The sequence below is a fragment of the Sporosarcina quadrami genome (genome assembly GCF_014836615.1).
Lineage (GTDB): Bacteria > Bacillota > Bacilli > Bacillales_A > Planococcaceae > Sporosarcina > Sporosarcina quadrami.
On the sequence record NZ_JACSQN010000005.1, the window covers coordinates 149,011 to 162,930 of the forward strand.

A 13,920-nucleotide genomic window follows, 5' to 3' on the forward strand; every position below is an offset into this window, starting at 1 on the left:
TCCACTCCGATCAGTTGGCAATCTTCATCATTTACCTGTTACAGTTAACGGGAGCTTTTTAGCAAAAGCTTCCTGCAATTTCTTAGTGATTGGTCCTGGAACTCCTGAACCGATCTTTTTGTTATCTATTGTAATAACAGGTGTCACTTCAGCTGTTGTAGAAGTCATGATGAATTCATCCATCATATATAATTCTTCCAATGTAAATTCCTTCTCTAGTACAGGTATATCCAATTCAGCACAAATTTCTAAAACAACTTGACGTGTAATACCATTTAGGATTAGGTTTGTCGCAGGATGTGTATACACAATACCATTTAGAATACCGAACATATTAGAAGATGATCCTTCCATGACAATACCATCTCTGACGAAAATCGCTTCGACACAACCAGCTTCATGCGCTTCCTGCTTCGCCATAACATTGCCAAGTAAATTCAAGCTTTTAATATCACAACGTAGCCAGCGGATATCCTCCACTGTCTTTGCCGCCACACCTTCTTGCAAATTTAATACAGGACGTGGATTGACAATCGCATAGCCTGTCACGACAGGCGGGACATTCATGTCAGGGAAATGATGAACACGAGCTGAAGCGCCACGTGTTACTTGCATATAGACATGCCCTGTATCAATATCGTTTTTCTTCATAAGCTCTTCCGCGATTCCGATAAGCTGTTGTTCCGTATAAGGAACAGCCATTTTAACTTTCGATGCGCTTTCAAGTAATCGAGCCATATGCTCTTGTGCAGTGAACAACTCACCGTTATACACCTTTACAACTTCATAAACGCCATCTCCAAAATAATAGCCTCTGTCATCAATGGATATGCGGACACCATCTTTGTCCGTAAACTGTCCATCTACAAAATAAATCGTCATTCTGACTCCCCTTTCAAATCTTCCCCTGCCAAACGACTAATCGCTTCTGCGTAAATAGCAGTCGCTTTATACAGGTCTTCTATATATACATATTCATCAGCCTGATGAGCGACATCTTCCCTGCCTGGAAAGAGCATACCGAAGGCGACGCCTTTTTCAAGTACACGTGCATAAGTACCACCGCCAATTGCAAGCAACTCAGCCTCTTCATCAGTATAAGCTGTATAGACTTCTTGCAACGTCTTAATAAGTGGATCGTTTGCATCCACGTAGTGAGGTTGTGAATTTGATTGGACTTCCAGTTGGAATGCCGTTTCTTTCAGACGGTCTTGACATGTCGAGATTTTCTCGTCAAATGGATACGTAACTGAATAACGCATGCTGACAATAATCTTACCACCTTCTTCAGGTGTAAAGGAGACAATTCCGGCATTTAATGTTGTATCCCCTGAAATTTCATCATTGAAAGCCAAACCTAAATAACGACCGCGCGATTCATTCCCGAATGAATCCAGGATGAATTGTGTGAATTCTTTCGACTCACCCTCAACAAAAATCTTATTCAGAAATGAGGCAAGAAGAACGGCAGCGTTTACACCATTATCAGGCTCCATGGCATGTGCCGATTTACCGTGTACGCTAATATCGATGGCACCGTCTGTTTCAATCATTGCACTTGCGACATCGTGGATATTCATAAAAGTTTCAAACTTTGAGTGAATTTCACTAAAATCAGCTTTAATTCTTGCTTCCGCGTAGTCCGGAACCATATTCGTCCGGTTTCCAGATTTGAAATAAAGGAGCTGTCCATCATGTGATATTATTTTTTTCGAAAAGATAAGCTCGGAAATTCCTTTTTCAGCATTGATAATCGGGAAATCCGCATCTGGAGCAAATCCAATTGTCGGCATCTCCTCTTTTTCAAAATAACGGTCAACACATCTGAAACCGCTCTCTTCGTCAGAACCAATGATCAGTCTAACACGCTTAGTCAGCGGAATACCTGCATCCTTCACCATTTTCATGGCATGCCAAGCGGCCATCGTCGGGCCTTTGTCGTCAATTGCCCCACGCCCAAACAATTTACCGTCAGCAACAGTCCCGTCAAACGGACCGTATGTCCAATTGCCACCAGCGGGAACGATGTCGACGTGACAGAGAATGCCAAGCAGTTCATCTCCTTCGCCCATTTCTATATGACCAGCCATATTATCAATGTTATTCACTGTGAAACCAGCTTGTCTGCCCTCTTCCAAAAGCCATTCAAGTGCGCGTTTCGGTTCCGGTCCAAACGGAGCATCGGGCGTTGCAGCCGCTTCATCCAATACAGACGGGATGGATATTAATTTTTTTAAGTCACCGATAAGTTCATCTTGTGTTTCCATAACTTTGTTCTTCCAGTTCAACAAATTGAGCACCTACTCTCTTTTAATGTCTGCCAACAGATTCTTGAAACGATAGTGTTTCAAGAAAATCCAGTTAACCTATTTTCACACGTTCAGCTAAGAAAATAAAGAAGGAAACACTCTTAACAAAATATTCACAATAAGTCCATGTTTTATTGACTGAAATAAGGTATACTACTATTGTCAGAACATTTCATTTGACGCCGTGTTCTGATGAAAGGAGTGCATTGTCGGAGGCAATTTCAACTCACATAGGTAACATTCAATAGTCTCATGCCCATTGGTTTTTGGAAAATGAAGATGAGGAGTGGATCTACAGTTGAAGCCAACTACTGATCGTATGCTTACCCGAATAAAGGATGTCTATTTGTATATCCTCGATCGGGGAGTCGTTACAACAGAAAATGTTGTCGAGGAATTCGGCATCACAAATCGTACAGCACAAAGGGACTTAAATGTCCTCGAATACAACGAGCTCATTAAAAGTCCCGCGCGTGGTAAATGGACAACAACAGAGAAAAAAGTTAAATTGTCCTCCTGACATATGAAAAGGCCGAACGCTAATCCGTTCAGCCTTTTCATCTCACAACATGGCAAGTTCCTCTTTTGTCAACTCTCTATATTCGCCAAGCGGTAATCCTTCATCCAACTTCAAGGGACCCATCGACATGCGCTTCAGATAAACGACTTTCTTTCCTACCGCTTCAAACATCCGCTTCACTTGATGGAACTTCCCTTCCGTGATTGTCAATTCAATTTCGGACACTTCAGCAGACTTTAGTATCCGTAATATACCCGGTTTTGTAAAATAGCCATCTTCTAATGTGACACCTTCAGCAAACCGCTCGATATCATCTTCAGTAACTACACCATCAATATGAGCATAATACATTTTAGGCACTTCTTTTTTCGGTGACAATAATTCATGGGTCAACTTCCCATCATTCGTAATGAGCAACAAACCCTCTGTATCCTTATCGAGACGACCGACAGGAAACGGCTCAAAATGACGGTATTCATCATCCAACAAATCGATGACAGTTTGGTCCCGATTATCTTCCGTTGCAGAAATGACGCCTTGCGGTTTGTGCATCATCAAATAGATGAATTCACGATAGATGATCGGTTCTCCTAATAACGTCACTTCATCATTTTGTACATCAACGTGTAACCCAGGATCTTTCACAGGATTGCCATTCACTGCAATCGCCCCTTTTTTCAAGAAACCCTTCACTTCTTTGCGGGAACCAAATCCCATATTCGATACAAATTTGTCTAGACGCATTAGTTACCCTCCAATTCCAAACTTCTTAGTGATTCTTGTTAACCTATCTCCGAACAGCTTCTGAGCAAGCCCCGATTTAAGCGACAGCAACCCGTAAATAACTGCCCCAACGAATGCGCAAATCAATACATAGAGCAACGCCTGCATTTTCCCTTCAACAGGACTGATGGCGATAAGCCCTTTCAATGTAAAGTGAACAGCTATGAACATAATTACGTTGAAGATGCCGATGAGAACAATCCGCCGTAAAACCATTCTAAAACGATAATGAAGAACACGAGAAATGACATAAATATTAATAGCTACCGCAACCGCGTATCCGATTGCAGTCGCAGCAATTGCACCGTTCACTTCAAAAAGCTTAATTAGAGGAATATTCAAGACCATCTTAACAAGCAATCCGGTAAGTGAAGTGAAGACAATCCATTTGTGTTTATCAATTCCCTGCAAGATGGCGGCAGTTACGGTGAACAGGCCAAACAGTATGGCAACAGGTGCATATGTCGCAAGTACGTCAGCACCAATCGGATTACTGCCATAAAAGAATGTATAGATTGGTCTTGATAATATTATTAGTCCGAGAACCATGGGAGCAGTCAGAAATAACATGATCTGATAAGTTTGATCGAGCGACCGATTGATTCCTTTGTAGTCATTTTTAGTATAGAACCTCGTCATGACAGGTATTAACGCCATTGAAAAGCCCGTCGCAACCATTACAGGTATCATCACGATTTTATGCGTCAAAAAGTTGAGCATTGTAAAATATGTCTTCGCAACCTCTTCCCGACCAATAGACTCCATTGTTGTGTTGAATGTGATCATATCTACAAATTGATAAAGTGGATTGACAACACCAACAAGGACAAACGGAATCGTATAACCAATAACTTCTTTGTACATATCAAAAAACGTAATATCACTTGCCGGAGGACTGCTTGCGTATAGTTGGTTAAACTCAGGTTTATATTTTAACCAGTATTTATACAAAACAACGAGTCCGGCCAATGCACCAATGAAAGCTGCAAATACCGCGAACTTAACAGCTATTCGTGGTGAAAGATCCAATACATTTACTACGATAAATGCACCAATAAGTACGACAATGATTCGCACGATTTGTTCAACTAGTTGGGATACAGATGTAGGTTCGAATTTCTGATTACCTTGTAAATATCCACGGACAATACTCATCAATGGAACGACGAGCAAAGCGTAACTTACCCAACGTATGACAGACGTAACTTCCGCAATCGTAAAATCTTTCTCATCGTTCGTTACGACAAGATGTGCAATTGGTTCAGCCATGAAAAATAGGACTAGGAACGACAAGATACCCGTCACTGTCATTACAAGCATCCCTGACTTCATCAATTTCCTTCCGGTCGCATAATCACCGATGGCATTATATTTTGATACAAATTTTGAAATAGCCAGTGGTGCACCTGAAATCGCAACAGCAAGTGCGAGATTATAAGGTATGTAAGCGTATTGATAAAGACCGATATTCTCTTCCCCTACTAGTGCATAAAAAGGAATGACATATAAAAGTCCGAGCGCTTTCGATAAAAACAGCCCGATCGTTAAAATGGCTGTGCCTTTCACAAGGTTTGATGACATGGTTGATCCTTCCAATCTGTAATTCTTCTCGTCTTGAGCTACTTAACAGTTTACATCCGCCATTAAGTTTCCACAATGTTTAACGCATATAACTATTATAGTGGAAACATGATGTATAATGGAGAAAAACTGAAAGTGTGGTTCCATATATGTATGACGTTATCATCGTCGGTGGGGGTCCCTCAGGATTGATGGCTTCAATCGCAGCTGCAGAACACGGCAAAAAAGTGCTCTTGCTCGACAAAGGAAAAAAGCTTGGCAATAAATTATCGATTTCAGGTGGTGGACGTTGTAACGTCACTAACCGCCTACCATTGGAAGAAATCGTTAAAAACATTCCAGGGAATGGACGGTTTCTGTACGGTCCTTTTTCCGTTTTCAATAATGAAGACATTATCTCATTTTTTGAAGGGCTTGGTGTACCTTTAAAAGAAGAGGACCACGGAAGAATGTTTCCGGTATCGAATAAAGCGAAAGATGTTGTGAACGCTCTTCTTGATGAGATGGACCGCTTGCATGTCGAAGTACGGTTATCGACACGGGTCAAAAAATTGGTGATGGATGACGAAAGAATATTAGGTGTCCGTCTGGATGACGGAGAAGAAATCCGCGCAAATGCTGTCGTAGTAGCTGTTGGCGGCAAAGCTGTCCCGCAAACCGGTAGTACAGGCGACGGTTATCCTTGGGCGGAAAAAGCTGGCCATAAGGTGACTGAACTGTATCCAACAGAAGTACCTTTGCTGTCGGACGAACTGTTCATCCGAACGAAAGAGTTGCAGGGCTTGGCTCTGCGTGATGTTGCTGTATCAGTCTTAAATGCTAAAGGTAAAACATTGGTGACCCATCAGATGGACATGCTCTTCACCCATTTCGGCTTAAGTGGACCGGCTATTTTGCGTTGCAGCCAATATGTCGTGAAAGAACGTATGAAAAACGGCAATCAGCCCGTTAATATGCGAATCGATTCATTGCCTGCGATGAACAAAGAAAAGGCATTTCAAACGTTGCATGCAATGCTAAAGGAAGACCCAAAGAAAGCGATAAAAAACAGTTTAAAAGGAATTGCACCTGAACGATGGTTATTGTTTTTATTCGACCAGGCAGGAATTGATCATTCCGATATAGGAGCAGGTCTTTCCAATGAAAAAATCAGGAAACTCGCGCTTTTACTGAAAGAATTCCCGATGACCGTGAATGGCACGCAACCGCTTGAAAAAGCTTTCGTCACGGGCGGTGGCGTTTCGACAAAAGAAATCGAACCGAAGACGATGGCATCACGCAAAAAAGCAGGACTTTTCTTCTGTGGTGAAATCATTGATATCCATGGTTATACAGGTGGATATAACATTACATCTGCCCTCGTCACGGGTAGAATCGCCGGAATGAGTGCCGGAGCATTTTCAATGTAAGCAAGTAAAGAATCCGCGACAGAGCACAATGCTCTATCGCGGATTCTTTAGTTATATGCTTATACCGCAACGATGTTGACTAGTCGGCCAGGTATCGCAATGACTTTCTTCAATTCTTTGCCGTCAATCCACTGTTTAACTTCTTCATCTGCAAGTGCAACTTTTTCAAGGTCTTCTTTAGTGATGTCTTTGGCGACGTTTATTTTCGCTCGGACTTTGCCGTTGATTTGCACAGCAATTTCAACAGTATCATCCGTCAATTTCGTTTCATCATATTTCGGCCACTGCGCATACGTGATCGTTTCAGTATGACCAAGCTTCTCCCACAGTTCTTCGGCCAAGTGCGGTGTAATCGGTGAAATAAGCAATACAAAGCCTTCCACGAATTCTTTCGGAATCGAATCCACTTTATAACCTTCGTTGATGAAGACCATCAATTGGGAAATCGCTGTGTTATTGCGCATTCCTTCATAATCCTCTGTCACTTTTTTCACAGTCTGGTTATAGATTTTTTCAAGCGATCCACCTGGTTCTCCACCGATTTTTGAACTTAACGTTCCATCTTCATTGACGAACAGACGCCAGATTCGATCTAGGAATCTGCGTGAGCCTTCAAGACCGTTTGTAGACCATTCTTTAGATGCATCAAGTGGTCCCATGAACATTTCATAAAGACGTAGCGTATCGGCTCCGTGTGAATGGACGATATCATCAGGATTAATGACGTTACCTAGTGATTTGGACATTTTTACGTGTCCTTCACCAAGAATCATCCCTTGGTTAAAGAGTTTTTGGAAAGGCTCTTTCGTTGGCACAACACCGATATCGTATAGCACTTTGTGCCAGAAACGTGCATACAGCAAGTGAAGGACCGCATGCTCTGCACCACCAACGTATATGTCGACAGGCAACCAACGTTCAGCCAGTTTCGGGTCAATTAGCATCTCGTCGTTATCAGGATCGATATAACGCAAGTAATACCAGCAGCTTCCTGCCCAGTTCGGCATCGTATTTGTCTCACGACGGCCTTTCATACCTGTTTTTGGATCTACAACATTTACCCACTCTTCGATATTAGCGAGTGGTGACTCCCCTGTACCCATCGGCTTGATGTTATCTGTTATAGGCAACATTAATGGCAATTCGGATTCATCGACTGTAGTCATTGAACCATCTTCCCAATGGATGACTGGGATTGGCTCTCCCCAATACCGTTGTCTTGAGAACAACCAATCGCGAAGGCGGAATGTGATTTTCTTCTCACCTTTACCTTGTTCCGTAAACCAAGCAATCGCTTTTTCAATCGCTTCTACTTTTCCAAGACCATTCAAAAATTTCGAGTTCACATGTTCTCCATCGCCGGTATACGCTTCTTTTGAAACATCCCCTCCAGCAACGACTTCAACAATCGGCAAATTAAATTCTGTCGCGAATTCATAATCCCGTTCGTCATGTGCAGGCACAGCCATAATTGCACCTGTTCCGTATGTGGACAAGACGTAATCCGCAATCCAAATCGGCATCTTCTCTCCACTAGCTGGATTGATGGCATACGCCCCTGTAAATACGCCTGTTTTCTCTTTCGCAAGATCGGTACGTTCAAGATCACTCTTTGTTTTCACTTTATCAAGATACGCTACTACCGCTTCCCGTTGATCTTCAGTCGTAATTTTATCTACAAGCTTATGCTCAGGAGCAAGTACTGCATACGTTGCACCGAAAATCGTATCTGGTCGCGTCGTGAATGCTTCAAATGACAACTCTGTATTCGCAATGTCAAACTTCAACTGCGCCCCTTCGGATTTACCGATCCAGTTACGTTGCATGTCTTTCAAGCTTTCAGACCAGTCAAGATCGTCAAGATCCTCTAGCAGGCGATCTGCATATTCCGTAATACGTAACACCCATTGGCGCATCGGACGCCGTTCTACAGGATGACCGCCACGCTCTGATTTCCCGTCGATCACTTCTTCATTCGCAAGTACCGTTCCAAGTGCAGGACACCAGTTAACAGCCACTTCATCAATATAGGCAAGACCCTTATTGTACAACTGGATGAAAATCCACTGTGTCCATTTGTAATAACTAGGGTCTGTCGTATTTACTTCACGATCCCAATCATACGAAAAGCCAAGATCATTCATCTGTCGTTTGAATGTCGCGATATTTTTCGCAGTAAATTCTGCAGGGTCGTTCCCTGTGTCAATCGCATATTGCTCAGCAGGTAAACCGAAAGCGTCCCAGCCCATCGGATGCAATACGTTATAGCCTTGCTTGCGTTTGAAAGAACTTAAAATATCAGTAGCGATATAACCGAGCGGATGTCCAACGTGAAGACCCGCGCCTGAAGGAAACGGAAACATGTCAAGTGCGTAAAATTTCGGTTTTGACTCATCATCGACCATTTTGTACGTTTTGTTTTCTTTCCAATAGTTTTGCCACTTCTTTTCAATCTGCAGATGTTGATAGCTCATTTAATTCATCCCTTCCATTCGATTCAAATTGTGCTAGGCATTTTGGAAATAAAAAAACTCCCGTCCCTTAAAAAACATAAGGGACGAGAGGTATTCTTACTCCCGCGGTGCCACCCAAATTGACGGCTGTTGCCGTCCAACTTGTTTCCTTAACGCGGAAAACGGCACCGGTTACTCAATTTTCACCGATACAGGCTCCAAGGCGAGTTCACTATATGTCTTGTAAGCTTGCACCATCCGCCTACTCTCTGTAAAAGACAGTCCATAGTTACTGATCCTCATCAAAGCCAACGCTATTTGAAATCATTTTATTGTAGTGTACCCGAAAATGTTCCTAAATACAACAAGACATTTAACCTTACTTCACATCTTTGACAATTAAGTCCGCTTCTGTCGAGTCAATAACATCCTGAACTGTGAAACCTTCAAACACTTCTTTCAGTTCAAGGCCATCAGGTGTCACCTCAATCAATGCACGTTCGGTGATGATTTTATGCACGACACCTTTGCCCGTCAACGGCAATTCACATTGTTTCTTAATCTTTGCTGCGCCGTCTTTAGCAGTATGATCCATGATAACGATGATTTTCTTTGCCCCGTGAACAAGGTCCATTGCGCCGCCCATCCCTTTGATCATTTTACCGGGAATCATCCAGTTCGCCAGATCACCTGTTTCTGAAACTTCCATGCCGCCAAGAATGGCAACATCGACATGCCCGCCACGAATCATCGCAAATGACTCTGAGCTATCGAAGAATGAAGACCCAGGGATAGTCGTCACCGTCTCTTTCCCAGCATTGATCAAGTCCGGATCAACTTCGTCTTCCGTCGGATAAGGTCCGATGCCGAGAAGACCATTTTCAGATTGGAGGACAACGGTTTTATTTTCGGAAATATAATTAGCAACGAGTGTCGGCATGCCAATTCCCAGATTGACATAGTCCCCATCATTGATTTCCTTTTCAGCGCGTCTTGCGATACGTTCTCTGTAATTGACTTTTGTCATCGTGAACATTCCCCTTCCTTATCGAGTCGTCAATCTCTCTATCCGTTTTTCCTGCTCCGCTTTTAATAGTCCTTGCACGTAAATACTTGGCGTATGGATTGTAGCAGGATCGAGATCACCTGTTTCTACGATTTCTTCCACTTCCGCGATTGTAAATTTGCCCGCTGCTGCCATCATTGGGTTGAAGTTCTGTGCAGTTTTGTTGTAGATGAGATTACCTATCTTGTCCGCTTTTGCAGCGCGAACAAGGGCGAAATCAGCAACTAAGGCTTCTTCCAGGACATATTCTTTCCCATTAAAAATACGAATCTCTTTACCATCTGCAACTGATGTCCCTACTCCTGCAGGTGTGTAGAATGCAGGAATCCCTGCGCCCCCAGCACGGATCTTTTCAGCGAGTGTACCTTGAGGTGTCAATTCCACTTCAATTTCACCTGACAACACTTGACGTTCAAATTCTTTGTTTTCACCTACATATGAACCTATCATTTTTTTAATTTGCTTTTCTTTTAATAGAAGACCAAGTCCCCACTCGTCCACTCCGCAGTTATTCGAAATAATCGTCAAATCTTTTACACCTTTTTCGACAAGAGCCAAAATAAGCTGTTCAGGTATGCCGACAAGTCCAAATCCTCCCACCATCAGAGTCGACCCATCTTCAATTTGCGAAATCGCTTCCATTGCTGTTGAATATAATGGTTTCATCTTGCGTTCCCCCTTTTAAATCATTAAGTCAATTCTATCTTCATTAAATCAGACTATCAAACAGGACGCAATCATCCAAGCCAAAAACCAGAAAACCACGAATGGTCTTCCGGTCGCATGGACGTTCAATTATTTACTTTGAACACAGTTTTTTTGAGCGGCTTATCATAGAGCATTGTAGTAATAAGTGTAATTGCCATTAAGCTTGTTAGCATGAGTAACATAATTTGTGTATCGTAAATCGTGACTAGCACTCCTCCTGCAAAAGGACCGATCATACGCCCAAGTGTCCCCGCGGAGTTTACGATGCCTTGGTAAAAACCGTCCCGTCCTTTAGGTGCAAGTTGACTCGCTAATGTTGGAATTGTCGGCCACACAATCATTTCTCCAAATGTCAAAATGACCATGGAGACGATAAAGACTTTAAATGAACCGGCAAAACTTAAAATGATGAAAGAAATGATGAAAATAACTGTTCCGATTAGCATTTGCATTTTCAGTTGATTTTCCAACCGTTTAATTAGTGGTCTAATAATTGGCTGTCCAACAACAATTAACAAACCATTAATCGTCCATATGAAGCTATATTCCCTAAGCGAAATCCCGATTGACAATGCATATGTGGAAATGGTTGTCGACCATTGGGAATAGACGAGCCACGTAATCAGATATCCCGTTACGAGTATAAGTAGCGCAAAGAATGGCGCTTTATGCTTAATAGGTCCAGCTTCCCGGATCACATCTGTATGCCGATCCGGAGCAATTTCCAAGTTTTTGTAACCGAAATAGGCAATAAACAAAAATAGGACATAAAAAACAAGATTTGCTGCGAAGATATAATCGATATGCAGGGACGCGACTAGACCTGCTAATGCAGGACCGATAGCGACTCCTACATTTTGTGCAAGATAGATAGAGTTGAAAGCCTTTCGACCTCCTTCAGGCCATACAGTCCCGACCATGGCGAACATGCTTGGAAAAATAATACCTCCGCTAAATCCAAGTAGCGTATGAAAAATGATATACGGATACCAATCATGATTGTAAACAAGATAAGCAAGTGCAAAAATCGATAATAATATCCCTGCCATAATCGACTTGAATCCACCAATCTTGTCGAACAAATAACCGCCTAGAAGATTCCCGATGACCCCTGCTCCCGCGTTTGCCATAAGAACCAGACCAGCAACAGCTAATGACTTCCCAAGATAATCGTGCATATATATCGTATTCAGTGGCCATAGAAACGAGTTCCCGACAACATTGACAAACATTCCAATGACGAGAAGCCACACTTTTTTCGGCATTTCTTCTATCTCCATTTCATTTGTAAACTTTAAAATAGCCTTACAGTAAACGCTGTCTTTTTCGTATTTATATAATCAAGATTATAATGCTAAAGAAGTCTATACATTCTACTATTCCGAGTGTATGCCTTTTTTTGTAAACAGACAAGATGCACTGAATATGTTGCATAATTCAGATGACAATTGATCATTCACCCATGGTACAATTAACTGGTAGAGGAGTTGATTTTCATGATAGATTTTAAATTTCCGTTCCCAACTGAAGGGAAGCGTTATTATACATGGTCTCGGCATTTAAAAGATGAATTTGGTTGTAAAGTTTTCAAAGTGGCTCTGGATGCTGGATTTGATTGCCCAAATCGAGATGGCACCGTCGCTTTCGGTGGATGTACATTTTGTAGCGTGGCCGGTTCAGGTGATTTTGCAGGAGATCGGGTAGATCCGATTGACGTCCAGTTTGCCGAAGTTCGTGACCACATGCACCAAAAATGGAAAGAAGGCAAATACATGGCATACTTCCAGGCGTATACAAACACACACGCTCCTCTACCTATCTTAAAAGAGAAGTTCGAGGCTGCACTTGCGCAAGGTGGTGTTGTCGGCCTGTCCATCGGCACGCGACCTGACTGTTTGCCCGATGACGTTGTGGAGTATTTAGCTGAGCTGAATGAGAGGACATATTTATGGGTGGAGCTCGGTTTGCAGACGGTGCACGAAAAGACGGCCAGATTGGTAAATCGGGCACATGATTTTGCCACGTATGTGGAAGGCGTTGAAAAGTTGCGGAACCACGGCATTCGTGTCTGTACACATATCATTAACGGATTACCTATGGAAGACTATAGCATGATGATGGAAACAGCGAAAAAAGTGGCTGAACTCGACGTACAAGGCATTAAAATCCATTTGCTTCATCTACTTAAAGGCACTCCAATGGTCAAACAGTATGAAAAAGGTCTTCTACAGTTCCTTGAGAAAGAAGATTATATTAATCTTGTCGTAGACCAGCTGGAAATACTCCCACCATCCATGGTCATTCACCGCATTACAGGTGACGGACCCATTGAACAAATGATTGGCCCGATGTGGAGTGTGACAAAATGGGATGTGCTTAACGGCATTGATCAGGAACTTAAGCGGCGCAATAGTTATCAAGGAAAGTATTATGGAAAGCTGGTGGAATCGCAATGAATCAAATTTTATTGCATCGCGTACTACCTTTCTCCAAACGGCTGTTAAGTGAAACTGTGCTTGCTGGCGAGACGGTTGTAGATGCGACAGCAGGAAACGGGAATGATACGGAGTTTTTGGCAAAGCTAGTTGGAGATAGTGGTTCTGTCGTCGCTTTTGATATTCAACATGAAGCATTAGACGCAACAGCAGAAAGACTTGGCGAACTGAACAATCATGTTGAACTTATATTAGACAGCCATGCAAAAGTCGATCAATATGTAAAAAAACCGATCGGCGGCGCAATGTTCAATCTAGGTTATCTTCCATATAGTAATGATCTGACAGTTGTCACGAAACCTCATTCTACAATTGAAGCGATTCATAAACTGCTCGGCCTCTTAAAAAAAGGAGGCATTATAACCATTTCCGTTTATGATGGCCATGAAGGTGGACCGGAAGAACGTGATGCATTAACCACTTATGTAAGATCACTCCATCAAGGAGACGTGCACGTAGTACGTTATGAACTACTGAACCAGCGAAATAATCCTCCAATTCTCGTTGCTATCGAAAAAGTACGCGAGTTCGATGAGGTACGATGTGTCGATAACAATAATTCATGAAAAAGCGGGATGCCATTGACTAGGCATCCC

Annotated in this window: 12 protein-coding genes and 1 other annotated feature; of the genes, 4 read left to right on the forward strand and 8 right to left on the reverse strand. The window is 42.5% G+C overall.

The window, feature by feature from the left end; translation table 11 throughout:
* Positions 1 to 27: 27 nt before the first annotated feature.
* Both dat and pepV read right to left on the reverse strand, forming a co-directional pair.
* Positions 28 to 882 (reverse strand): D-amino-acid transaminase, encoded by an 855-nt coding sequence (gene dat, locus H9649_RS07145; protein WP_191694046.1) that lies wholly within the window; start codon positions 880 to 882, stop codon positions 28 to 30.
* Positions 879 to 2,288, reverse strand: coding sequence for a dipeptidase PepV (gene pepV / locus H9649_RS07150; protein ID WP_404828715.1), 1,410 nt, complete (start codon positions 2,286 to 2,288; stop codon positions 879 to 881). Before pepV ends, dat begins: the two co-directional genes overlap by 4 nt.
* 319 nt (positions 2,289 to 2,607) lie before the next feature.
* Here pepV and H9649_RS07155 point away from each other — a divergent pair, with 319 nt between their 5' ends.
* Entirely contained in the window at positions 2,608 to 2,829 is a 222-nt protein-coding gene (locus tag H9649_RS07155) for a DeoR family transcriptional regulator (protein WP_191694048.1), read from the forward strand.
* A gap of 42 nt (positions 2,830 to 2,871) precedes the next feature.
* On the opposite strand, the gene H9649_RS07160 is transcribed toward H9649_RS07155, so the two are convergent.
* The gene (locus tag H9649_RS07160) at positions 2,872 to 3,573 is read right to left on the reverse strand and encodes a pseudouridine synthase (RefSeq protein ID WP_191694049.1); all 702 of its coding nucleotides are present in this window, start codon (positions 3,571 to 3,573) and stop codon (positions 2,872 to 2,874) included.
* Between the two features lie 3 nt (positions 3,574 to 3,576).
* Positions 3,577 to 5,193, reverse strand: coding sequence for a putative polysaccharide biosynthesis protein (locus H9649_RS07165; RefSeq protein WP_191694050.1), 1,617 nt, complete (start codon positions 5,191 to 5,193; stop codon positions 3,577 to 3,579).
* Between the two features lie 149 nt (positions 5,194 to 5,342).
* On the opposite strand from H9649_RS07165, the gene H9649_RS07170 reads away from it, so the two are divergent.
* Positions 5,343 to 6,602 (forward strand): BaiN/RdsA family NAD(P)/FAD-dependent oxidoreductase, encoded by a 1,260-nt coding sequence (locus H9649_RS07170; RefSeq protein ID WP_191694183.1) that lies wholly within the window; start codon positions 5,343 to 5,345, stop codon positions 6,600 to 6,602.
* A gap of 59 nt (positions 6,603 to 6,661) precedes the next feature.
* Here H9649_RS07170 and leuS read toward each other — a convergent pair whose 3' ends face one another.
* The 4 genes from leuS to H9649_RS07190 all read right to left on the reverse strand — a co-directional run bounded on the left by leuS (position 6,662) and on the right by H9649_RS07190 (position 12,094).
* Positions 6,662 to 9,076 carry a leucine--tRNA ligase gene (leuS, locus tag H9649_RS07175; RefSeq protein WP_191694051.1) on the reverse strand — a complete coding sequence of 805 codons (2,415 nt, stop codon included), beginning with the start codon at positions 9,074 to 9,076 and terminating at the stop codon, positions 6,662 to 6,664.
* Between the two features lie 76 nt (positions 9,077 to 9,152).
* Positions 9,153 to 9,370, reverse strand: a binding site (T-box leader).
* A 64-nt stretch (positions 9,371 to 9,434) separates the two neighbouring features.
* Complete coding sequence (locus tag H9649_RS07180; RefSeq protein ID WP_191694052.1) at positions 9,435 to 10,082, reverse strand: 3-oxoacid CoA-transferase subunit B; 648 nt, start codon at positions 10,080 to 10,082, stop codon at positions 9,435 to 9,437.
* An 18-nt stretch (positions 10,083 to 10,100) separates the two neighbouring features.
* Entirely contained in the window at positions 10,101 to 10,787 is a 687-nt protein-coding gene (locus H9649_RS07185) for a CoA transferase subunit A (RefSeq protein WP_191694053.1), read from the reverse strand.
* Positions 10,788 to 10,912: 125 nt separating this feature from the next.
* Positions 10,913 to 12,094: an MDR family MFS transporter gene (locus H9649_RS07190; protein ID WP_191694054.1), complete on the reverse strand. Its 1,182-nt coding sequence runs from the start codon at positions 12,092 to 12,094 to the stop codon at positions 10,913 to 10,915.
* A 231-nt stretch (positions 12,095 to 12,325) separates the two neighbouring features.
* Here H9649_RS07190 and H9649_RS07195 point away from each other — a divergent pair, with 231 nt between their 5' ends.
* A complete protein-coding gene (locus tag H9649_RS07195) occupies positions 12,326 to 13,285 on the forward strand; it encodes a TIGR01212 family radical SAM protein (protein WP_191694055.1) in 960 nt (319 codons plus the stop codon).
* Positions 13,282 to 13,890, forward strand: a complete 609-nt coding sequence (locus tag H9649_RS07200; protein ID WP_225229731.1) for a class I SAM-dependent methyltransferase — start codon at positions 13,282 to 13,284, stop codon at positions 13,888 to 13,890. Before H9649_RS07195 ends, H9649_RS07200 begins: the two co-directional genes overlap by 4 nt.
* The last annotated feature ends 30 nt before the right edge of the window (positions 13,891 to 13,920 follow it).

Excerpts from the sequence above, each read along its gene's own strand:
- dat (WP_191694046.1), bottom strand. The coding sequence starts at position 882 with ATGACGATTTATTTTGTAGATGGACAGTTTACGGACAAAGATGGTGTC.
- H9649_RS07160 (WP_191694049.1), bottom strand. The coding sequence starts at position 3,573 with ATGCGTCTAGACAAATTTGTATCGAATATGGGATTTGGTTCCCGCAAA.
- H9649_RS07165 (WP_191694050.1), bottom strand. The coding sequence starts at position 5,193 with ATGTCATCAAACCTTGTGAAAGGCACAGCCATTTTAACGATCGGGCTG.
- H9649_RS07170 (WP_191694183.1), top strand. The coding sequence starts at position 5,343 with ATGTATGACGTTATCATCGTCGGTGGGGGTCCCTCAGGATTGATGGCT.
- leuS (WP_191694051.1), bottom strand. The coding sequence starts at position 9,076 with ATGAGCTATCAACATCTGCAGATTGAAAAGAAGTGGCAAAACTATTGG.
- H9649_RS07180 (WP_191694052.1), bottom strand. The coding sequence starts at position 10,082 with ATGACAAAAGTCAATTACAGAGAACGTATCGCAAGACGCGCTGAAAAG.
- H9649_RS07185 (WP_191694053.1), bottom strand. The coding sequence starts at position 10,787 with ATGAAACCATTATATTCAACAGCAATGGAAGCGATTTCGCAAATTGAA.
- H9649_RS07190 (WP_191694054.1), bottom strand. The coding sequence starts at position 12,094 with ATGCCGAAAAAAGTGTGGCTTCTCGTCATTGGAATGTTTGTCAATGTT.
- H9649_RS07195 (WP_191694055.1), top strand. The coding sequence starts at position 12,326 with ATGATAGATTTTAAATTTCCGTTCCCAACTGAAGGGAAGCGTTATTAT.
- H9649_RS07200 (WP_225229731.1), top strand. The coding sequence starts at position 13,282 with ATGAATCAAATTTTATTGCATCGCGTACTACCTTTCTCCAAACGGCTG.